The sequence below is a fragment of the Fusibacter ferrireducens genome (assembly GCF_015352425.1).
In the GTDB taxonomy this organism is placed as follows: Bacteria; Bacillota; Clostridia; order Peptostreptococcales; family Acidaminobacteraceae; genus Fusibacter_A; species Fusibacter_A ferrireducens.
This window is the reverse complement of sequence record NZ_JADKNH010000002.1, coordinates 171,169-193,085: the sequence shown is the minus strand read 5'-3', so window position 1 is coordinate 193,085 and position 21,917 is coordinate 171,169. Positions and strand designations below refer to the sequence as shown.

Below are 21,917 nucleotides of genomic sequence, written 5' to 3'. Positions count from 1 at the left end.
ATGAGTGAGAAAAATAACTTATATCAAGAAGCAAGCAGGGATATCTATAACATAAGTGGTTCACAGTACATAATTAATAATCCGATTATACAAGTGACTTCAGATAAGGCTGTTACTGAAGAAATGGAGTTAAAGTTTAAGGAACTTAAAAAAGTAGATTATTTAAGGATACTGAAAGAGTATTGCAGTGAGAAAAAGATTATTTCCAGAGAGTCAGTTGTTAGGGACATATATAATGCTCTAGATGGTGACAGCGAAATGTTGATATATGGGGAACCAGGTATTGGAAAAACTATAATACTTAGTGAATTAGCGAAAGACCAAGATGCAGTATATATATCGTTGCGGGACAAGTCTCTTAATAGAGTCGTGAAATATTTGATTGACTCATTTGAGATACAGTATGGGTATGGCGAAGATGATATAATGGCTGTTCTAGAAACTTTGCTACAAACAAGTGAAAAGCTATTTTTAATAGATGATTGCGAAAGTAATCCTCAGATACTGCATAAATTTTTAAGTATTGAAAAGTTTAGAAATATTTTTGTATATGCTTCAAGAATAAAGAGTATACTTGGTTCTTACAGTATTAAAAATTATGAAGTTAAGCCTTTTGTAAAAGACGAGACTGAAGCATTTATAAAACAGAATATCGGAGAGACCACAATTGTTGAATTTCAAGATTTAGTTAAAGTCTCTCAAGGCAACCCCTTGTATTTATATTATTTCTCAAAATATCAAATTAGTCCTTTACCTAAAGATTTAGGTGATTATCAGCAAGCAATTTGGAATAATCTTGGGACTGATGAAAAAGAACTTTTAAATTGTATAGCGACTACTACCTTTCCAATTGAGCTCACAATTTTAAAGGGTGTTTTTGATTCTATATTAGAGAAAAGTAATTCTCCGATGCAGATAATGGAGAAGATTAATAGGATAGAGTTTTTGCTTAGAATTAACGAGCGCAACTATGAAATTTTCCATCCTAGCTTTAAAGAGTATTTGCTTGCCGAGTTAGATAGGAAAGGTCTTATTGAGTATTACAAAAGTAAAATCGGATATGTTTGTCTCGAAAAAGATGATTATATTGAGGCAACTATTCTTCTGAAAAATATAGATAGTCAAAAGATAAAACCATATATATTTGAGACTTCACATTATCTTTATTTTTTAGGATATATAGAATTATCAGCACAAATACTTGAAGTTGGTCTTAGTTTGTATGATAGAGAAGTAGAAATATTTGAATTTGGCTATGCTAATTACCATTTAAGCAGTATCTATAAAGATTTAGGAGATAACGTTAGGTCTTTTGATTTCATAGAAGAAGCAATTGCCAGTTTCAAAACCATTGGTGATGAAGAGTTTCATACATTAGCCCTCACCTTTAAAGCTCAGTACTTGGCTGAGGAAGGTATTAAGGAGGAAGCTCTTGAAGTATTAGGCTTACTTTTAAGCGAGAAACCAAAGAGTGATTTAGTACAAGCTAGTATATATCTCAATGTTTCTAAGACTTATTTGTCCTTTAATCAGTACAAGCTTGCGGCAGCGTATGCTAAAAAGTCATATGAATTGTTTAGTAAGATGAAAGACAAGCGAGGTATGCATATGAGCATATTAAACTACTCGGCAAGTTTAGGAAATATCAATGAAGAAGATTTAGCATTAGAATATCTAGAAAATTTATTAGAAGATGAAGAAATCCAGGATATCCCACAGCTTAAAGCAGGAGTTTTAAACAATCTTACTATGTGTTATCGGAAAAAGGGCAGGCTAGGGGAAGCTAAGAAAGCTTGTCTTGAATCAATAGAGATATGCAGAAAGTTAAACCTGAATGTAAAAGTATCAATGAACTTATTAAATTTAGGTAATGTTTATAGGGATGAGAAGGATTTTCAAGAAAGCGAGAAATTATATAAGCAGGGATTGGATATCGCTAAACAGAGTGGTTGTAAGAGGGAAATTGGAAGAGCACAAGAATTGTTAGCAAATATTTATAATGCACTTGGTAAGTATGATGATGCAATTCTGTATGCAAGTGATGCAATAAATGAGAGCAGTGCAGTTAAGGATAGCTATAGAGTAGCAGAGGCCTATATTGAGAGAGCAAAAGCACATAAAAGCATGAGCTCTTTAGAATTGTATGTACAAGATATTGATAAGGCTGTTATTAACTACTTGGACGAGAGGTTTGTAGAATCAGCTTTATACTATTTGTTTGAAAGTAGTAAGACGCACTTCCTTCTTGGCAATTTGGAGTCTGTAAAGACTAATATTGATTTCATTGAGAAAGTAATTCAGAATGACAAAAATGTGGACTTCGAGAGCCTAGCTGATAATTTAGAAGATTTCAAAAGCATAGATGATACTAAATTGATGGAGTTATATTCTATAATGTTTGCTAGATACTTAGATATTGGTGATAGGGTTAATTTGATATTCCCATTTATAAATTTTGTGGATCTGTGTTTAGCAAATAAAGCCGATGAAGGAAAGCAGACTTTATTGAATGTGCTAAATAAAATCATTGATAGAGTACCGAACAATGATAGATTAATGAATTTACTAGCCTATGGGATTGAACAATCTGGAACGTTATTAGATTTTGAAGATGTTGAGGAAATAATTAAGAAACTTGTAGATGGTATAAATGGGTTTTATTATAGAGAAATATCTGATGGGACAGGGATTTTTACTGTTGCATGGGATAACGGTTTTATTGCTCAAATTAACTCAACAAAATTAGAGATAATGGAATACAAAATTGCATTATCAATTGCATTGGTTACTAAATGTAATTGTAGTTTGTTCTGTGAAAGGGCAGGGGAGCTAAAGGAAAGAAGTTTAGAAATATATGTTATTAATTATGATACGTTCAATAAAGAAGTCCAACAATTAAAAGAAGAAAGCTTCCCAGAACCAGTTTCAGCAGTGTTCAGTGCGGGGAAAGACTATGATGTACCAACAGTTATTATTCCGCATAAGAACTATGCTGATATGTGCGATTTCAGTAAAAACCCAGATAACAAAGCTTTCGTGTGGATACTTATGAATTTGTACAGAGTTATAGTAAGTCACTTATCACACCTTAGTGTTGAAGATTGTGATAAGATATTAGCAAAAGACTCAAGAGTTTTTGTAGAGAAAATCACAGGGATAAACTATAGCTTTATTAAAGAGGAGAATTGGAGACTAAATGAAATTAGTAAATAAGAGGAGAGGGGATAATGATCTGAGATTATAATAAGGAGTTTTTTAATATATTAAAGAATATTGTAGAATACCAAAGGTGAAAACTGAGATTCAAGCAATAAATTGTCCCCATACTTTTTATCAAAGTCACTTATATAAGTAGAGGTTTACAAGTTTGTAATTGTCTCCCAGCCAAGGAACCAACAGGTCTTTACGACATCATTTTTGTTTACTCAAGGCATGTGGAAACGGTTTGTCTTCTGGAGAAAAATAGATAGAGTTTGATAATTATAAGGAGAATGAAAAATGATATCGAGAACATGGCACGGCATTGTTCCAATAGAAAAGAAAGATGCATTTGAAAAATATGAATATGAGACAGGTGTAAAAGATACTTTAGCAATTTTGGGAAACAGAGGCGCTTTTTTAAAAGTTGTTGAACAAGGGGATTATGCTCATTTCTTTTTATGTACGAAATGGGATACGATGGAAAGTGTCATAGCATATGCAGGGACTAATCCTACAATTGCTGTGACATATCCTGAAGATGAGAAGTATGGTTTGATTTCTGATCCCATAGTAATAATTCAGGAAGTTTCAGATGATACTAATCCTTTTGAGGGGTAAGCATATTTCAACTATATGAGTTGTTTTCTGTAAAGTGTATTTGTTAATCTAAAAGCGGGCCACTTTATATAAAATAATCAGTTGAAAAAGGGGCCAATCAATCAAACTAAATCCTTAGAGGTTATAATACCTTTAGGGGGAATTGGAGATGATCACTTTAATGGATAAATACACGATTATTAAACTCAAACAAACCGGTATGTCTAACAGATATATTGCTCGGCAACTTGGTATTAACCGCAAAACGGTTAATCGATACTGGAATGAACACCTCGCTAATCTTAAATCATTAAAAGACTCAAACACTGACAATAAAACTGTTCAAGAAAAAATGACATCAGCTCCAGTATATGATGTTTCGAATAGAAGCGCTTATAAATACACATCTGAAATTGATCACGCACTTGATCAGATACTGGCATCTGAAAAAGAAAAGCTGAAGGTACTAGGGCTTAATAAACAACAACTCACAAATGTCCAAATTCATCAGGAATTAGTTAGCCAAGGATTTGATATCGGCAAAACTACAATCTCAACTAAAATCAAAGAAAAACGCAATCGAATAAAAGAATGCTTTATCCGCCAAGAATACAATTATGGAGAGCGTCTGGAATTCGACTTTGGTGAAGTCAAACTCGTTATTAATCAAGAAGTGGTCAAGTACCATTTAGCAGTCTTGTCATCACCTGCTGCGAACTTTAGATGGTGCTATCTCTATAATAATCAGACAAAAGAGGTTTTCCTTGATGCTCATGTCAAATTTTTTGAAATGGTAAAAGGTGTCTACCGAGAAGTTGTTTACGACAACATGAAAAATGTTGTGAGCAAGTTTATTGGCAAAACCGAAAAATTACTTAATGAAGATCTTGTTAAGATGTCGCTGTACTATGGTTTTGACATCAACGTGACAAATTGCTTCAGTGGCAATGAAAAAGGCCATGTAGAGGGCAGCGTAAAAGTCCTTCGTAACAAAATATTTGGACCTCGATATAAATTTGAGTCCCTTGAGGCTGCTATCAAATACATGGATGCTGAGCTGATAAAGCTAAACCAGAATACTGCCATTGAACTTGAAAAATCAAATTTGCTTCCGTATAAACCAATACTCGAACTTGCGGATATCAGAAAGCTCACAGTCGACAAATACAGCTTTGCAAGAATAGATAATAATTTTTACTCAGTTCCGGATTATCTCGTTGGGAAAACGATTACCGCAAAGATTTATCATACAGAAATTGAATTCTATTCAAATAATCATCTGGTATGTACACATAAAAAAATAGATGGTTCAAAGGAAATAAGTATCGACATACGTCATTATCTTAGAACCTTTGAAAGAAAGCCCGGTGCAGTACGAAATTCATTAGCCCTGAAAAGTATGCCTGTGCTTAAATCCATCTATGATATCTATTTTAAAACAAATCCAAAGAAATTCATAGAGATTCTAAAAGAAAACCAGGATAAAAGCATTGATGCAATAATTGAAGTGTTCAGGTTGATTACTGAAAATCAATTGATGACATCCTCGAATACAGAGCTTGCCAAAGTAACAATGAATCAGTTAAGACTTTACAATAACCTCACCTTTAAGGAGGTGAGACAATGAGTATTGAACGTTTAGCAATCCAGTTGAAATTGCCTTATATAAAAGCTTTTCATGAAGAAATTCTTGCCGAAGCACTACACACAAATATGACACACGAAGAATTTCTAACAGAAATACTCATAAGAGAAGCTGAACTAAGACGAAATAATGGTATTAAGACCCGCATTAGACAGGCTAAATTCCCGTATTTTCGTTATCTTGAAGACTTTAGTAGAAACAAATATCATAGGGAATTCTGGCCCAAGTTTGATGAACTTGAAAAGCTTGAATTCATTGAAAAAAAGGAAAACATCATTCTGATTGGTACACCAGGATCGGGTAAAACACATTATTCAATAGGTCTTGCAATGAAAGCGATCCTAGAAGGAAAATCCGTTTTGTTCGTTTCAGTACCAAACCTAGTCATCGAGCTGAAAGAAGCACTTAGTCAGCATCAGCTTAATTCGTATAAACGCAAATTTGAAAAATACGATCTGGTTATTTTGGATGAACTGGGTTATATCACATTTGATAAATCAGGATCAGAAATTTTATTCAATTTACTTTCAAACAGAAATGATAAAGGTTCCATCGTCATTACCACAAACCTTAGTTTTGAGCGCTGGAATGAGGTCTTTGGAGATACGCTTTTGACAGGTGCTCTTGTTGATCGATTGGCTCATAAAGCACACATCTTAGATATCTCACTGGAAAACAGCGTTCGCTTTGAAGAAACAATGGCATGGCTGAAAACAAAAGAATAAGTTGGCCCGTTTTTCAATCGATTGAGTGGACCATTTTTCAGTTGACAATACCATAAAGAACTCAATGGGTTTAAACAGCATCTTTATTGACTGTTCAATAAAACAACAAGATTTGAGCCAAAAGCTGTCAACGATAAATCACGCGAGCAGGATATTTAAAAGAGTGAGTTGTCAGAATTCTAAGAAAACACAAGCATCTCAAATGGGGCTCTATTGCTTGAGATAGCAGATGAAATTTAATTTAGAAAGTGCCCAGTGGGTACTTTTTTTTACCACTTTGTATATTGGCATTCAGTGGTTTCTATAGACAAAAGCACCTTCGTGCAAAATTGTAACGAAAGTGCTGAATGCGCTATTTACTTATAATAAAATTTTTAATTGCCAAAGCAACTTTTTCAGGTTGCTCCATAGCTGAAAAGTGTCCACAATGTTCTATAATGGCTGACTTAACATTTTTGAACCCATTTTCACGGAACCCCTTGATGTATGTTTCAATATTTACTGGCTCATCTTCGCCGCGCAAATAGAGAACAGGTATCTGGATAGCAACCTCTTTTTGGCTCATATTGTCATTTTCATCATTACTAAAATTTCTATATAATTCAAAACCAGATTTTAATGACTCCAAAGATGAATATGCATCTGAAAAACACTTTCTAAAATCATCACTTATTCGATTACCTTTACCTACCAAGGTATCATAAAAATATGAAAAGTATTCCAATTGCTTTCCGTGTACTAATTTTTCCGGCAAATCTGAAATAAGATGAAGTTTAAAATGCCAAATATAAGGATTATTCTTTACAGTTTCCCACGGCTCAACTCCGGGGATAGCAACATTCATAATAATTGCTCGGGAAGCTCTGTGCGGAAATTTTTTTAAAAAAGCATATACGACTTGTCCGCCACAATCACATCCCACAAGAGTAACATCTTTAATATCCATCGTATCTAATAAGCCAAGGACATAATTTGATATGTTGCTTTTGCGATATGACTGCAGTGGAATCTTTGAATCTCCTATACCAGGCAAATCCATAGCAATCACATGATAGTTATTAGAAAGTACAGTCATAACGGATTCGAATTCTTTCCAACTAGTTGGCCAACCGTGAATGAAGAGTATAGAGGGCCTCGTTGTTGGACTTGCTTCTGTAATATGAATAGGAATACCATTAACGGCAATATTTTGGTGTGTAAAAAGTGGGTGCGCTTTCTGATTCTCAGTGAACAATTGAATCACTCCTTTTTGATTTATTTATAACTATATTGTATACTCAAATTACGACAATTACTGTCATGATATTGAAAGGATTTTTTTTATGTCAAAAATGGGACGATTGATTGATATGTGGCTATATATCAATCGGAAAAAGATTTTTACAGCACAAGAATTGGCTGATGAATTTAACGTCAGCCTCCGTACAATCCAGAGGGATTTACTGGAATTAACCGAAATGGGCGTTCCGTTTTATTCCGAAGTTGGAAGAAATGGAGGATACACTATGCTTCATGGTGAAATGTTACCGCCTATTTCATTTACTGAAGAAGAAACTGCCTCAATTATTTTCACTTATGAATCTCTGAAACAATATCAGGACATACCCTACGAAGCTGAAATTGATTCGGTCATAAATAAACTTATATCCCAAGTATCCAAACCCTTACAAGAAAAGCTCAGCAGTATACAAAAGTATATATCTATGAAAATTCCATATCGAGTAGAAAAAAGTCCTTTTCTTAAATCTATTTTTCGTGCTGCTATTGCAAAGCAGATAATATTTTTTTCCTATGATTCTTTGGAAAGCAAAAAAGATAAAAAAGCAATTCCACTCGGAATATATTCAGAAAACGGCTATTGGTATTTTCCTGCATATGATCTCAATCATGAGAGAATTAATCTCTTCCGGGTAGATAGGGTTTTTTCTTTAAAAGTGGGGAACGCAGGAAGTGTTAAGCTCCCGACAATGGCGCAATGGATGGAACAGAGAGATACCATATTGCCGGAAGATTCTTGCCAACTCGTGTTACGTATCAGCCAAAAGGCAGTTAGGGATTTTTCAAATTCCTTTTTTGACTTTTCAAAAATTGTTTGGAATAGTAAAAATACAGGTATATTGTATCAACGCGTTTCTAAGAGAGAACTTTCTTATATCGCATCATTGATCGCAACCTTTGGCTCAGATGCAGAGATCATTGAACCGCAGGATTTAAAGGATATGCTTATAAAGAAAATGGAAGATACGCTTTCGCTATATAGAGATAATTGATAATTTACTAGCAAGGGGGTATTGGATTCTCACAAAATCATTTTTGTCTACTCAAAGCATGTGGAGTGCTTGGTTTTGATGACACGTAGTGGTTCTGAGCCGATTTTGGGGCCGAAAAATATCAAAAGGAAACACCGCTGTGTTACCTTCGTCGGATAAGAGCGAACATTGAGCCGGATTGTCGAGTATCTTGATGAGCATCAGGAAAATTTTCGCTCGATTTCGTAAGGAGGGCTTGAAAAGTACTTGTCCATTAGAACGGTTGTGTTGCTCAAATAGGATAAAACCGTATGTGAATTAGCAAAATTAGGTGTGTTGGCATCGGCACAAAAGAAAGGCGTGGGTAAGCAGCTGGTTTTGACAGCATTGTTGAAGGCATACGAAGTCGGCACCGGTAACAGTTTAATCGTAAGTTACCGGTGTTTCATATTTAATGAATTCTTAATGTATCAATAACGAGTTCTAATAAGCCTTTAGCAAATTCATCTTCAGATTTTCCTATATGTTTGGCATAATTACTGCCAGTGATAATAAGTTTGTCAAAAATGGCGGTTAAGAAGAATTTGAAATGAAGAGTCGTAGTTAAGGCATCTTTTGCATTTGAAATACTACCGTCAACCTGACCGTTTTCAATAATAACTTTTATAGAATTTGTTATTTTTAAGTCCAGTGACAGAAACTCGTTAATCTTAGGGTTAGTGGTTTGAGCTCTTACATTACCGATATCATACATAATGCAAAAGACTTCAGGATGGGATTTGTAATAGGCATACTGACCATAAATGTTTTGTGTTAAAATCTCCAATCCATTTTTCCCGGAATAACTGGTATTCTCAATAGAATCTACCATTTTCTGATAGTGGTAGAGCAATACCGAAAGATAAAGATCGGCTTTATCCTCGAAGTATTGGTATAAGGTGCGTTTTGTGAATTCCGGTGTTTGCCGTTTACACTAATTATCCTAATATTAATCAAAATGTTAATATTAAGATAATAAATCAATTCCTATAGGATAGAATAACTCTCTCAACGGACAATTTTTTTGACATCAACTTGTTAATTAAAATAACTACTAGCGTTATGATTAGCACGATTATGATAAAAGCGTTAGCAGTGCCTGTAGCGGTTTGCAGAATACCATTTTCAAATAGAAACCTTGCAGGAATCGAAAAGGCATTTATCAATATAATAGTAGTCAGAGTTAATAATGTCCTCATTCTTTGGGGATCTTTTAACAATAAAACAAGAGTGACCAGAAAGTTACTGAAGAAATATGCAAAAATGATCAAAATCAACAAATAGTGAAAAGTACTACTCCTAAAAAAGACTTCAATCATAGATTCTTTAACGAAATAGCAGACTATATAAGTAATTATATTAAGAAGCAAGACCGGTAAAATGACTAATACGAATGTAGTATTGCTAAAAACTTTTCCAATCTTGCTAAGACTAATATTATTCGCCATGTAATATTCGCATCTACCACTGGTTTTCTCAGATATAGCAGTAGAAGTCAATAGTACTCCCATCATTAATGAAACATTAAAGAAGTTGATAAGATAATAGCTATATATAGACATTACTTCAGACATCTTACCAGACACTAAACCATTTATTGAGTAAAGCGAAAGCACTAAAAGAATGCCTACCGTCAGTAAATACTGACTATCCTTTTGAGAAACTTTATATTTGTCAATAAAATATTGTGTAATTTCGGCTTTAGTTTTTGAACCATCTATCAGATCAATAATCTCATAGGCTGTTTTGTTGAGTTGCAATTTTCTTCGTGTTTTTTTCACGAGCGGGTTTGTCATTGTCATTTACAAAAAGAATTATGAGTTCATTTCGAAGAAGACGAATCTCCAAGCTTTTATCAAAATATAAATGCGTAAGATCCTCCTAAAAAAGAAGCCAACAAAAGCTGGCTTCTAATTTTATACTATTACGATGAAAAGTCAACTGCTGCTAAGCCAGCAGTACCCAAAACTACAGTTACGCCGCCGCAAATAGGACAACCTACGCATCCGGCACATGCCAAGCAGCCAATATCTTGTGGTTGAATGAGTATTCCAGACTAAATTGAGCAGTGGTTCCGATGAATGAGACCAGTGGGTACATTTTTTTAGACCACCCATTCTTGTCTATTAATCACTTCATTATTGAGAAAATTGAAAGCTACAAATACTATATGGAATATTGTTGTACATCTAAGCATGACCATTCTATAACGTTGCCTAACTAATAATGTTATCTGTATAATTAAACGCTTTCTCAGGTTATTCTGAGCAGCTCTTAAGCATTTTCAACTGAAGGGTCCCGTCAAGATCCATGTTTTATTATCGAATATTAGCGACATGATTCCCCCCATTATTCAAGTCAATTAAGTTGATACATTGCATACTGCTTTCAACTTTTCATCAGTAAATCTTGTTTGTTTTCACGTTAAATAACTATGAACTTAGTCAAAATTGTATGATACATCATTAATGATCAGTCCACCGGAACTACTGGTCCCATTTTTCAGATCGGGTGGGCAATACACATCGGACTTAGTGGTCTATTTGAAAAGAATATTCAGTTGAACAGTTGGTTCACTCATTTTATTAGCTGGTCTATAATTTTATTTTGTATCCAGAGTACTCATAAGTATAACGTTGCGCACATTAAGTATATATCCCTGTTATTTACATGTCAATACTTATATGTTAATACTTGTACTATTTTGTAATTAACAACTATATTATAGGCTATTTTGTAAATAGAGTAGAGAAATAATAACTCGTATTACTGTCCTCTCATTGACCCGTACGTACGGGTCTCGTATATGGCTCTACAACTTACATTTCAACACTTCTTAGATAGTATTGTAAAGTATTGAGTAAACATGCTCCATCCTTTACTTTTGTTTCAAGTAATTTTGGATTTAAAATAAAATTCACTATATTCATTCCACTTTTCTTGTACCAACCAAGTCTTGAGTTTGCAACTTTAAATATAGCTTCATGATTTAACCTATGGTCTTTCTTTCACCAGATTTTTTCTTATTCCGGCAGCATCATATATTTTTCCAGCGATATAGTATATTCTACGTCTTTTGGATATTCATTATTTTCATCAAATCGTTTGAGAATACCATAATACAACCGATAACGTCTTCTCATTTCAGATGATGATGTTTCATAGCACCGAATCTTACATGCATGTTCATTTCTGTTTTGAGCAATCGAATATAATGTGGAAAATATTCAGCAGCCGTCATATATTCGATTAAATGTGGACAAGTTATTTGTAATTTTTTTATATCCATTAAATCACCTCCTGCATAAAAGCATAGATGATTTTAAAAATATAATCCAAACGTTTGGATTTGTTTAGAAGAACAAGAACAACAAACCTTTACCAGAGGGACATTGAACTTGAATTGGTTTCCAGAAGACTTGGTCACGCATCAACTCAGGCTACCAGGATTTACGCTAACCCGTCACTTGAAATGATTAAGTCTGCCATGGATAAAAGCAACCCTGAACTGAACTCCGAGCAGTCGTTGTGACCGGATAACGAAGATCAGGATAAAAATATCCTGTATATAAAGCTCTATTATTTTAAAGAGAGCATTTTTTCATTTTCTTTAAGTCACATCCAAAAAGCCTCTAGCACAGACTTTGAAATCTCTAAGTGTTTTCAAAGCCGTTGCTTCGATTGTTAAGGCTACCGCAGAGGCAGAACAGAAGGCTGCTTTAAACGCCAGTACTGCAGTTGCCCCGCTGTTAAACAAGAAAGATGCGGGAGTCGCAAGAAGCTTATATGCTTGGACATACGATAATAGTGTTGCAATAGATTATGCGGAAGACTAATACAATAAATAATTTATTTGGGGAAGCATCTGAAGATTGCCAAAATTTTGCCTCACAATGTGTATGGGATAACGTATGCGGTTTTGCCGAGCTTATCGAACGCAGCAATAGTTCGATGATTGGCCCATATGGCAACCCTCATTACGGTAACCTGTCATACGCCTCTGAGGGCGATTCCTTAACTTTTAAGTACCGATAATAAAGGTGTTCAAATAGTACTAAATGATGCTCCTAAAGAAGATGTGAAACGGGATCGCGATTCGGACTATTTGTCAACACCACATATTTGCAAGGAGGAAAGAGCAATCTTATTCTGAATTAGAAAAAGAAAAATTGAATTATGCAAGTAGTTGCTAATTTTTGAAGCAGGTTATATGAGATTATTGATATGACTTTTAGCAGGCGATAAATTTCGTCTGCTGTTTTTATGGAAAGCTAGCTTGACATTTTTCTTTAATTCGATATAATGTAAATATGTAAAGCAAACTTTCCATAGAAAGGGGTGTAGATTTGAAAAACCGATTAGAAGAAATTCGAAAAGCGAAGGGTATCAAACAAGAAGATCTAGCCTCTGCGCTTGAAGTCTCAAGACAGACAATAGGCTCTTTAGAAAATGGACGATACAATCCATCAATCATTTTAGCTTTTAAAATTGCTCGATATTTTGAGCTGAGCATTGAAGAAATTTTTATTTATGAGGAGGAAGAAGTATGAAAAAGTCAGATATATATGTTGGGATCGGTTATACCTTATTTGGAATTGTATGTATTTCAATTGCTCTAATTACAGAATTCAAGCTTGAAGGTATTTTATGGGGACTAGGGGGAGCGGGGATTGGTCCTGGACTCGTAATGATTTTGAGATTTATACATTGGTCAAAGCCTGAAAATCAGATTGAGTATGAAAAAAGATTGAAACAGGAAAAAATTGAGATGTCCGATGAAAGAAAGATTATGCTCAGAGATAAAAGCGGTTGTATAACTTATCGTATCATGCTAGGCGTTTTTTGCTTCTTGATAATAGTATTTTCCATACTGAGTGTACTTGGGTATTTTATGCCATTTTCAAAATATGTTGTTTTCGGATTGATCATAATGCTTGTTTTCCAGTATAGCTGTGGGATTATAGTTTTTAATAATCTAAATAAGAGACTATGAGCATACCCCTATGCACTCAGCCTCTTGAGGCGAATTGAGAGATGATAATTTATGACAGTGATGATGACCAAAGTGATGAGGACAAGGTTCTGAATTATTTGCCAAAGGCATATTGGACTGACTTTGGTAAACCAAGTGAAAATGTCCTATTGATTAAAAATAATATACAAATTCCACCCAATAATATTCTTGAAATTAATCATCTAGGGTATTGGAGAGATAGATAATCCGAAGCAATCTATACGTAATTTGCAGATCAATATATTTATAATGTTCTAAAACTATAAACGGTAACTTGAGGATTAAACGGCAAGTGATAGGTTAATCAAACTGACCTATGAGCTTGTCGTTTTTTTTATACCCAAAACCAGAGAAAGAGAGGGAAAATGAAATGTCAAAACTATTTATGTATGGATCAGTGCTCCAAGAGCTTGAGCAACTGATGAGGCTGATATCAAATTTTTTACCAAGAAGAAGCGGGGTGATTGTAGTTCTTTGTTCTTTTGCAATGTCCGTTTTTGCGAGTTCAGTTCAATAAGTAAAGGGCGCTTTAGCGGGAGTAGATATTTAATAAATATCCTTATATTTTACTTGGCAAAAAATTACTTGTATCTTACGTAATTTTCTTATTATGTTACTGTTTCAACATAACAGATGAACGAAATATTTGATCTGAAAACTCAAACTTTACCTCTCCGTAATATTTATCAGATACTGCCTGAACAGAAGTAATACCAATACCTTTTCCGTCCCGCTTTGAAGAAAGGAAGACATCATTTTCTTTTAAAATGGAACCTTCATAACTGTTATCTATGGTTATAATGATATATTCTCCCACCAATGCGGCACTAACAGTGATGAATTTTTCTCCTGTTTTTTGACGAGTACATGCTTCCAATGAGTTTTCAAGCAAGTTTCCGAAAACAACACACAGATCACTTTCTGCAATTGTAATTTTCTCTGGAAGGTTTAGTAGAACATCAGCCTGTATGCCTGCACGTTTAGACTTCTCTATATAATGGCGGACGATAGTATCGACTGCATAATTCTTACAAAGTATGATTGTGGAATCTTCCGCAACGGTTTGCAGATACTGACCGATGTAGTCCTCAAGCTCCTGCTTTTTGCCCTCAGCTGAATACGCTTGAAGCAGAGTCAGGTGGTGTCGTAGATCGTGTCGTGCAGCTTTCGTTTCATCTATATGCGCTACAATCGCCTGAAAGTATTCACGTTCCAATGCAAGCTGTCGCTCGCTTAAGTTAGCTTTTTCTTCCAGATGGATATTTTCTCCAGTTTGTTTCAGTGCTACGGAAAAAATTACACTGCTCCCGATTATACTTCCAAAACAAAATATTCTAATCAGATAGTCATAAAGCGTATCTGAACGATCAAACCCCAAACCGCCTGTTGTAAGGAATGTTCCGCTGTAAAGAAGAATAAAAATAATCCAAACGATATGCCATGACTTTCCGGAGGCAATTTGCAATGCGGGTCTAACATTCTGTTTCATATGTTTAATTGCAAAAGGAAAAATGATGATAATTTGCAAAGCTGAGATGATATTAGTAAACGTATAATAAGGAACAGAATCTGTGAATCTTGCAAAGAACAGGCTTTCCACAAAATTTGCGTTTGTCATAATGAATCCAGCCAGTGAAAATGCAATGCCCCAAACAAATATCTGTTTTACTATTTTTTCACGGACCAGAAAAAAGGATAATATCGAATTAAAAATGGAAAATGTCAGCTGATAGCGTTGGGTCATAGATAAATCCCAAAAAGGTTGACGTGTAGCGAAACAAAAAAGGCTGGCCTGAACTAAGATGAGTACAAAATAGAGCAGCAAAAGTGTCTTAACAGAAATTCGGAGCTTATCCAGAAATGGATAAAATCGGAGCACGGCAAAAGGTGCTATAAAAATGACGATATATATAAAATTTATGCTATCAGTAAACACGGCTCCGCCTCCTTACTCTGCTAAACAGATAGTCAGAGTATTTTTGTCTCATCAGCTGCCTGTCTTTTTTTGGAATCGGGATTATCGCACCATCTTTTAGAACAAAGTCTGAGCCCTCCTGAGACGCGATAAAATTCATATTGACAACATAACTTCTATGACAGCGCAGAAAATTTTCCGCAGGTAGAAGCTTTATGAACGCATCCAGTGATACATAGGTCTTGACTACTGTGGAAACAGTATGAATCAATAGGGTGTTGCCGTACACCTCAGCAAAAATCAAATCTTTCAAAATAATGCGCAAAATTGTTCTTCCTGATTTTACCTCTATGTACTGTCTGGATTGTTCAAATATCTGACTACAACGCGCTAAACCACTTTGCACATTTTCATAGTTCAGTGGTTTTATCAGATAATGTACTGCCCCAACTTCAAACCCATCTAAAGCGTGATCTGGACTTGTAGTGGTAAAAATAATGATGCATTCCAAACCTGCATTCCTTATGGTGCGGGCTATTTCTATGCCATTTTTCCCTTGCATATAAATATCCAGAAACAAGATGTCATACTGTGTATATTTTAAATCTGCTAACAGATTATCACCGCTTTCAAATTTATATATCGTGCAGTCAATATTATGTGTATTCATATAAAGCAAGATATATTCTTCCAAAAGCACTAGATCTGAGCATAGATCATCGCAGATACCAATATTCAATGTACGTATTCCTCCATTCTGCAATATAATAATTCACGATTAGATTAACATATTTTTGTCAATTTTTCTATGAAATATTTGGTCAAGTCTATTTTTGTAGGTTCAACGTTTTTTTTACATCGAAAAGATGTGTTTTATATCGACTTCATTGAATAACTTTCTATTAAATCGTAATATTAAGGTGTTTGGATTCTGTAAGAATTAGAAAACAATTTGTTTTTAATAACAGACAGCTTTTTCTGATCCTTTTTAGGACAGCTAAGACACATAAATGAAGTAAGAAAGGGGATGACGATTTGGAAGGTGATGAAAGTAAAACAAGTACCAAAAAAAGAGATGTGGCTCTTATTCTTTGCATTTTTTTTGGTTTTTTTGGTGCGCATTATTTCTATGTGGGCCGCATAGGAAGGGGGATATTATACTTATTTACCTTAGGCCTGTTAGGTATTGGGTGTCTGGTGGATGCAATTATGATCGCCACCGATCAGTTTAATGATAAAGATGGCGTTTTGCTTCAGCGGTGAAAATACAGAAAAAACAAACTAATTATTTTATAATGGAGGATTTTAACATGGGATTTTTAAAAAAATTTAAGCAAGGTGCAACAGATGCTATCAAAATGTATGACAAAGTTAAGACTAACAAAAAACTTACCTACGATGAGCTATATGAAATCATGAAAGACGGTACCTATTCAATTGGTGTTCCAGAAATAAAGGGTAGTGGCATCATGAGGTGTATCAAGTTTCCACCGGTAGACAAATATTTGGTTCAGGTGGCCGTTACCGGAACAACAATTACAATAACACGCGTATATAGCGGTGTGGAAGGTTTTGCCAAAGAAGCGATGGGCAATGCCTTAACTGATGGTATGTATGATGTTCTAAACAAGGAGAATATAGACCTCAACCGTGCTACGCGAGAGGTTGGGGAAGTCCTAAGTGGTCTGCTTGGGGAAAAGGGGCTACTGAAGGATAAGCCGTGAGGAGGTATCAATATGGAAAAAACAGTTTTAGCAAGCCAGGATGTTGCTCATGATGGCTTTGTGGTGTTTTATGAGGATAGACTCATTGCTGTCAAGATAACAGATGGTTTTGTTAAGGATACAAACAGAAGTCTTAAGAAAAAATTCAAGGCGGAAAACCCTGGTTTTTTGGCAAACTTAATGTACACAGATGACATGGAATACTGGGAAGCATTTCCCAACAGTTTTCTTAACATGGAACCAGCGGAAATTCAAGAGCGGTTTCCAGATATTACACTTATTAAGTATGTCGATATTGATAAATTTAAGTTATCAGGCAGCTATTCCACTTATGATGAAGGCGTGCAAATCAATTGTCCGGGAACTCTTCTTATAAAAGGTAACGGCGAAAAAATTACAATAGATCATAACTATAAGGATAATGATCCTATTTATAAAAAGGTAGCTGCTTTAAAGGCTCAATGGATTGAAACATTATAAGATAACGGAAGGTAATTACAAATGGAATTATTAATAGTAAGATCTGGTACTACTAAAAAAAGTGGCATTTGGCATTGGAGGTGTATATGAAACTAAAACAAATTGCAGAACGCCTAAATTGTATCTCTGTTAAAAAAAGAGCAAAAAAATGGTTAGCGGTAATATTGGCAGCTTTGATGATGAACCCGGTTACAAGCTATGGCGTTGCTGTCCATGCACAGGAAGTAGAAACCATTACGGACTTTGAAGAACTGTCCGGGGAAATTGCCACTCAGCAGCTTTTAGTAGGCGCGAAGGAATCGGATATTGATCTGCCGGATACGCTCAGCGTAATACTTCGTGTTTATTCAACGGATACAGCGGAAAATGATGCAGAAGAGTCACAAGAGAATGACAACGGCGAGGTACCTTTAGCAGCAAATACGACCGGTTCTGCAATCCACATAGATTTCAACTCCCAAGAGCGGACACTAATGGATATCACATGGCAAATCAATGAGGATCGCAGCAATGCGGATACCTTTGATTCTGCTAATGCAGGGGCGGTATTTTACTATGAGCCAGTTCTCCCAGAGGGTTATACTCTTCTAGACAGCGTAAACCTGCCGCAGATTCAGGTACAGATTAAGGACAGCGGCAAGTGGGTATTCAGCCAAAGCACGATCATAGATGGCGTTGGAATCACCGTCAAGGCGGAAAAAGATGTGTTCCCGGAATGGGCTGTCCTTCATGCCAAGAAGATAACCGATGCCGAAGATAAGAAAAAGATTGAGGATGCCGTGACCAGAGAGGTTCATGAGCAGGATGCGACAAAAAAAGTAACGGAGATGATTTCCTTTGACATCACCATCACCGACGAAGACGGCAACGAGATTCAGCCAGATACAAGCAAGGGTGAAGTAAGAGTTTCCTTTGCACAGATGCCTATGGTGACAGAGGACACCATGCCCACACAGGAATTGAAAGTCTTTCATATGGACGACAGCTTAAGTGAAGCAAAGGGAATGGACACCAGTGTGGATCAGAAGACAGGGACGCTGGAAGTGCCTGCGGAGCATTTTACGGTGTTTACGACGATGCTTCTTACAGAAACTGGAGTAACTGAGCTTGCAGGCAATGGTACGATAGGCACCCCCTATCAAATTAAAAGTGCTGAGGATTTAGTTTTTTTAGCAAGCCAAGTTAACGCAAAAGCATATAGTAGTACCGTTTATTTTCGCTTGGAAACGGATATCGATCTTTCTGAGATTTCTGATTGGACACCTATTGGGAATTCCGATGACGCTCCTTTTAAGTCCAAGTTCGATGGCAATGGTAAAACGATCAGCAATTTAAAAGTTACCAATACAGCAATTAGCAATGTGGGGCTGTTTGGTGTTATTGCTTCAGGAGCCGAGGTGAAAAAAATTGGTCTGAAAAATGTCCAGATTGACGCTGGAGTTACCCGGTATAACATAGGAGGTATTGCGGGATCGGTTAAAGGTGCAATATCTGAATGTTATGTTACGGGCATTATCAATGCAAATTTTACCACCAGTGTGGGCGGCGTAGCAGGCGGCATGAGTCAGGGCAACCTAAGTAATTGTTATGCCGCTGTCGACCTTAAGGGTGGCATGATGTCTCAAGGTGGTGTGGTGGGCGAAGTATCTGGAGGCAGTGTCAAAAATTGCTATTCGACCGGTTCAATTCAAGGCTATGGACAGATTGGCGGCGTGGCGGGAACAATTTCTGCTAATGGTACGGTAACCAACTGTTTTGCAACTGGAGAGATTAAAGCAACGAATAGCAAGACAGGCGGCGCCGTAGGCTACATTACTGACACCTTTTCAGTTAATGACCTCGTAGCGCTGAATATCAGTGTAAGTGGTCCGGAAGATATCGGGCGTGTCGCAGGATTTGTTCAGAATGCACAAGTTCAGGGGGAAGTTGCCTTTGAAGGCATGCTGATAACTCCAAAAGGCAGCAGCAGAAAAGATGGCACCTCAATAAATACAGTAGCTATCCAAGCTGAAAACTATTTCAGTACTTTGTTTTCAAATGATTCTGCATGGTTTTTTGATACCCAAAAACTGCCTGTTCTCAAAAATGTAAGTGAAGAACAGATAAGCGCACTCCCTGTGCATTTGATCAGTTTAGCACCATCAGCGCCGCAAAACCTTAAAACCAGTGTCGGCAATCGGGAAATTATATTACAATGGGATATTCCTACTGGCAATGCCGATGGAATCACTGGATATGAGGTTTCAAGTGATAACGGAGGTTCTTGGATAAATGTTGGCAGCAATTTGACATATACGTTCATTGGGCTGGAAAACGGTCTTAGCTATACATTAGTAGTGCGGGCAGTTAGGGGGGATGAAAAAGGTGCTAAAGCAACGATAGAAGACATTTCAGGGCGCAAGCCGGGTGGACCTAAAACCCTTGCCATCACCACCTTCAGAGATGATGACGATAAGAAGCGTATCACATTGACTTGGGCGGCTCCTGATTTTTCGGGAGACAGCACAATTACAGAATACATGGTATGTATTGGCTCAATGGGGGTGTTTGTATCTGCTGGAAACCATACCAGCTATACCTTTACAGAAACGGATGTCAATTTCGATGTGATCAGCTGGGGTGACCAGCAAATGTTTCAGGTAAATGCACGCAATCGCTCAGGTGATGGTGAAGTCGTTTCAGGGTCATTTGATCTAGCTACTGTTCCTGCAAAACCTCAAAATTTTACCGCTACACCGGATAAGAACGGAAATGTTCTCCTGAAATGGTCGGAACCCTTGGATACGGGGGGATCAAGCATTACAGAGTATCAAGTTTCAAAGGACGGCGGCAGTAGTTGGACTGCGGTAAGCAACGGACTCACTCATACCTTTAGCAACCTTACAAACGGAACTTCGTACGATTTTGAAGTGCAGGCGCGCAATAGCAAGGGCTGGAGCACCTCAGCATCAAAAATGATAACGCTCGTCGGAAATATAGAATTTACAGATTCCAATACCAGCTTGATTGTCGAGAGAAAATCCAATGAAGCATGTACCTTCACTGCCACCGGTTCCGTAGCAATTACTTATAGCTTAGAGGGAACCATTCCGGCAGGCGTAGCTATAAATCCTGATACAGGGGAGCTGGCCATTGATGGTAACATTGCGCCTGCTGGAACTTATTCATTATCCATAAAGGCCACAGATCACATGGGTATTTTTGCCACCAAAACTTTTTATCTGACCGTCAAAAAAATAACTGTTAGCAATAGCGACGTTATTTGGCCTTCTGCTGCGGGCATTACCTACGGACAGCACCTTAGCGACTCTGAGCTGATCGGTGGCTCCAAAAGCGGAACATGGGCATGGAAGGATAGCAGTATCATGCCTACCGTAGCCAACAGCGGTTATGATGTGGTGTTTACGCCAAATGACGTTGATAACTATAACTGGTCCGGTGTGATCTTAACACAGAAGATAAACCTTACAGTCAATCAGGCAACGCCGGAAGCGGTTACATGGCCAACGTCGGCAAGCATTACCTATGGTCAGCACCTTAGCGACTCTAAGCTGATCGGTGGCTCCAAAACCGGCACATGGGCATGGCAGGATAGCAGTATCATGCCTACCGTAGCCAACAGCGGCTATGATGTAGTTTTTACGCCAAATGATACGGATAGCTACGACTGGTCAGGTGTGACTTTAACACAGAAGGTAAACCTTACAGTCAATCAGGCAACGCCGGAAGCGGTTACATGGCCAACGTCGGCAAGCATTACCTACGGGCAGCGCCTTAGTGACTCTAAGCTGATCGGTGGCTCCAAAACCGGCACATGGGCATGGCAGGATGGCAGTATCATGCCTACCGTAGCCAACAGCGGCTATGATGTGGTGTTTACACCAAATGACGTTGATAACTATGACTGGTCAGGTGTGGCTTTAACACAGAAGATAAACCTTACAGTCAAACAAGCAACGCCGGAAACGGTTACATGGCCAACGTCGGCAAGCATTACCTACGGGCAGCGCCTTAGTGACTCTGAGCTGATCGGTGGCTCCAAAAGCGGCACATGGGCATGGACGGATAGCAGTATCATGCCTACCGTAGCCAACAGCGGTTATGATGTGGTGTTTACGCCAAATGACGTTGATAACTATGACTGGTCTGGTGTGGCCTTAACACAGAAGGTAAACCTTACAGTCAATCAGGCAACGCCGGAAGTGCTCACATGGCCAACGTCGGCAAGCATTACCTATGGTCAGCACCTTAGCGACTCTGAGCTGATCGGTGGCTCTAAAACCGGCACATGGGCATGGCAGGATAGCAGTATCATGCCTACCGTAGTC

At 37.0% G+C, this 21,917-nt stretch carries 17 protein-coding genes; 12 read left to right on the top strand and 5 right to left on the bottom strand.

What is annotated here, in order from left to right:
* From ISU02_RS03930 to istB, 4 genes are all read left to right on the top strand, one after another.
* Entirely contained in the window at positions 1 to 3,213 is a 3,213-nt protein-coding gene (locus tag ISU02_RS03930; RefSeq protein ID WP_194700485.1) for a tetratricopeptide repeat protein, read from the top strand.
* A gap of 285 nt (positions 3,214 to 3,498) precedes the next feature.
* Complete coding sequence (locus tag ISU02_RS03925; protein WP_194700484.1) at positions 3,499 to 3,819, top strand: hypothetical protein; 321 nt, start codon at positions 3,499 to 3,501, stop codon at positions 3,817 to 3,819.
* A 148-nt stretch (positions 3,820 to 3,967) separates the two neighbouring features.
* Positions 3,968 to 5,425, top strand: a complete 1,458-nt coding sequence (istA, locus tag ISU02_RS03920) for an IS21 family transposase (protein WP_194700483.1) — start codon at positions 3,968 to 3,970, stop codon at positions 5,423 to 5,425.
* Complete coding sequence (gene istB / locus ISU02_RS03915) at positions 5,422 to 6,168, top strand: IS21-like element helper ATPase IstB (protein ID WP_194700482.1); 747 nt, start codon at positions 5,422 to 5,424, stop codon at positions 6,166 to 6,168. The genes istA and istB overlap by 4 nt, the downstream gene beginning before the upstream one ends.
* A gap of 352 nt (positions 6,169 to 6,520) precedes the next feature.
* On the opposite strand, the gene ISU02_RS03910 is transcribed toward istB, so the two are convergent.
* Positions 6,521 to 7,402 carry an alpha/beta fold hydrolase gene (locus ISU02_RS03910; protein WP_194700481.1) on the bottom strand — a complete coding sequence of 294 codons (882 nt, stop codon included), beginning with the start codon at positions 7,400 to 7,402 and terminating at the stop codon, positions 6,521 to 6,523.
* An 88-nt stretch (positions 7,403 to 7,490) separates the two neighbouring features.
* Here ISU02_RS03910 and ISU02_RS03905 point away from each other — a divergent pair, with 88 nt between their 5' ends.
* Entirely contained in the window at positions 7,491 to 8,438 is a 948-nt protein-coding gene (locus tag ISU02_RS03905) for a helix-turn-helix transcriptional regulator (RefSeq protein WP_194700480.1), read from the top strand.
* A 430-nt stretch (positions 8,439 to 8,868) separates the two neighbouring features.
* On the opposite strand, the gene ISU02_RS03900 is transcribed toward ISU02_RS03905, so the two are convergent.
* Both ISU02_RS03900 and ISU02_RS03890 read right to left on the bottom strand, forming a co-directional pair.
* Complete coding sequence (locus tag ISU02_RS03900; RefSeq protein WP_207736175.1) at positions 8,869 to 9,243, bottom strand: hypothetical protein; 375 nt, start codon at positions 9,241 to 9,243, stop codon at positions 8,869 to 8,871.
* A gap of 2,352 nt (positions 9,244 to 11,595) precedes the next feature.
* Complete coding sequence (locus tag ISU02_RS03890; RefSeq protein ID WP_194700477.1) at positions 11,596 to 11,745, bottom strand: hypothetical protein; 150 nt, start codon at positions 11,743 to 11,745, stop codon at positions 11,596 to 11,598.
* A 1,057-nt stretch (positions 11,746 to 12,802) separates the two neighbouring features.
* Between ISU02_RS03890 and ISU02_RS03880 the strand changes: the two genes are divergently transcribed.
* The 3 genes from ISU02_RS03880 to ISU02_RS03870 are packed head-to-tail and all read left to right on the top strand — an operon-like array spanning position 12,803 to position 13,676.
* Positions 12,803 to 13,006 (top strand): helix-turn-helix transcriptional regulator, encoded by a 204-nt coding sequence (locus ISU02_RS03880; RefSeq protein ID WP_194700475.1) that lies wholly within the window; start codon positions 12,803 to 12,805, stop codon positions 13,004 to 13,006.
* Positions 13,003 to 13,449, top strand: coding sequence for a hypothetical protein (locus tag ISU02_RS03875; RefSeq protein WP_194700474.1), 447 nt, complete (start codon positions 13,003 to 13,005; stop codon positions 13,447 to 13,449). Before ISU02_RS03880 ends, ISU02_RS03875 begins: the two co-directional genes overlap by 4 nt.
* A 41-nt stretch (positions 13,450 to 13,490) precedes the next feature.
* Positions 13,491 to 13,676, top strand: coding sequence for a hypothetical protein (locus tag ISU02_RS03870; protein WP_194700473.1), 186 nt, complete (start codon positions 13,491 to 13,493; stop codon positions 13,674 to 13,676).
* A 407-nt stretch (positions 13,677 to 14,083) separates the two neighbouring features.
* Here ISU02_RS03870 and ISU02_RS03865 read toward each other — a convergent pair whose 3' ends face one another.
* Both ISU02_RS03865 and ISU02_RS03860 read right to left on the bottom strand, forming a co-directional pair.
* Positions 14,084 to 15,406, bottom strand: coding sequence for a GHKL domain-containing protein (locus ISU02_RS03865; protein ID WP_194700472.1), 1,323 nt, complete (start codon positions 15,404 to 15,406; stop codon positions 14,084 to 14,086).
* A complete protein-coding gene (locus tag ISU02_RS03860; RefSeq protein WP_194700471.1) occupies positions 15,396 to 16,124 on the bottom strand; it encodes a LytR/AlgR family response regulator transcription factor in 729 nt (242 codons plus the stop codon). The genes ISU02_RS03865 and ISU02_RS03860 overlap by 11 nt, the downstream gene beginning before the upstream one ends.
* Before the next feature lie 296 nt (positions 16,125 to 16,420).
* Here ISU02_RS03860 and ISU02_RS03855 point away from each other — a divergent pair, with 296 nt between their 5' ends.
* The 4 genes from ISU02_RS03855 to ISU02_RS03840 all read left to right on the top strand — a co-directional run.
* On the top strand, positions 16,421 to 16,648 hold the full coding sequence (locus tag ISU02_RS03855; RefSeq protein WP_194700470.1) for a TM2 domain-containing protein: 228 nt from the start codon (positions 16,421 to 16,423) through the stop codon (positions 16,646 to 16,648).
* Between the two features lie 47 nt (positions 16,649 to 16,695).
* Positions 16,696 to 17,109, top strand: coding sequence for a hypothetical protein (locus ISU02_RS03850; protein ID WP_194700469.1), 414 nt, complete (start codon positions 16,696 to 16,698; stop codon positions 17,107 to 17,109).
* 12 nt (positions 17,110 to 17,121) lie between these two features.
* Complete coding sequence (locus ISU02_RS03845; RefSeq protein ID WP_194700468.1) at positions 17,122 to 17,589, top strand: hypothetical protein; 468 nt, start codon at positions 17,122 to 17,124, stop codon at positions 17,587 to 17,589.
* Between the two features lie 86 nt (positions 17,590 to 17,675).
* Positions 17,676 to 21,917, top strand: a 4,242-nt coding sequence (locus ISU02_RS03840) for a fibronectin type III domain-containing protein (RefSeq protein WP_194700467.1), incomplete at its 3' end; no start/stop codon positions are given.

Excerpts from the sequence above, each read along its gene's own strand:
- ISU02_RS03905 (WP_194700480.1), top strand. The coding sequence starts at position 7,491 with ATGTCAAAAATGGGACGATTGATTGATATGTGGCTATATATCAATCGG.
- ISU02_RS03925 (WP_194700484.1), top strand. The coding sequence starts at position 3,499 with ATGATATCGAGAACATGGCACGGCATTGTTCCAATAGAAAAGAAAGAT.
- ISU02_RS03930 (WP_194700485.1), top strand. The coding sequence starts at position 1 with ATGAGTGAGAAAAATAACTTATATCAAGAAGCAAGCAGGGATATCTAT.
- ISU02_RS03875 (WP_194700474.1), top strand. The coding sequence starts at position 13,003 with ATGAAAAAGTCAGATATATATGTTGGGATCGGTTATACCTTATTTGGA.
- ISU02_RS03845 (WP_194700468.1), top strand. The coding sequence starts at position 17,122 with ATGGAAAAAACAGTTTTAGCAAGCCAGGATGTTGCTCATGATGGCTTT.
- istA (WP_194700483.1), top strand. The coding sequence starts at position 3,968 with ATGATCACTTTAATGGATAAATACACGATTATTAAACTCAAACAAACC.
- ISU02_RS03890 (WP_194700477.1), bottom strand. The coding sequence starts at position 11,745 with ATGGATATAAAAAAATTACAAATAACTTGTCCACATTTAATCGAATAT.
- ISU02_RS03870 (WP_194700473.1), top strand. The coding sequence starts at position 13,491 with ATGATAATTTATGACAGTGATGATGACCAAAGTGATGAGGACAAGGTT.
- istB (WP_194700482.1), top strand. The coding sequence starts at position 5,422 with ATGAGTATTGAACGTTTAGCAATCCAGTTGAAATTGCCTTATATAAAA.
- ISU02_RS03850 (WP_194700469.1), top strand. The coding sequence starts at position 16,696 with ATGGGATTTTTAAAAAAATTTAAGCAAGGTGCAACAGATGCTATCAAA.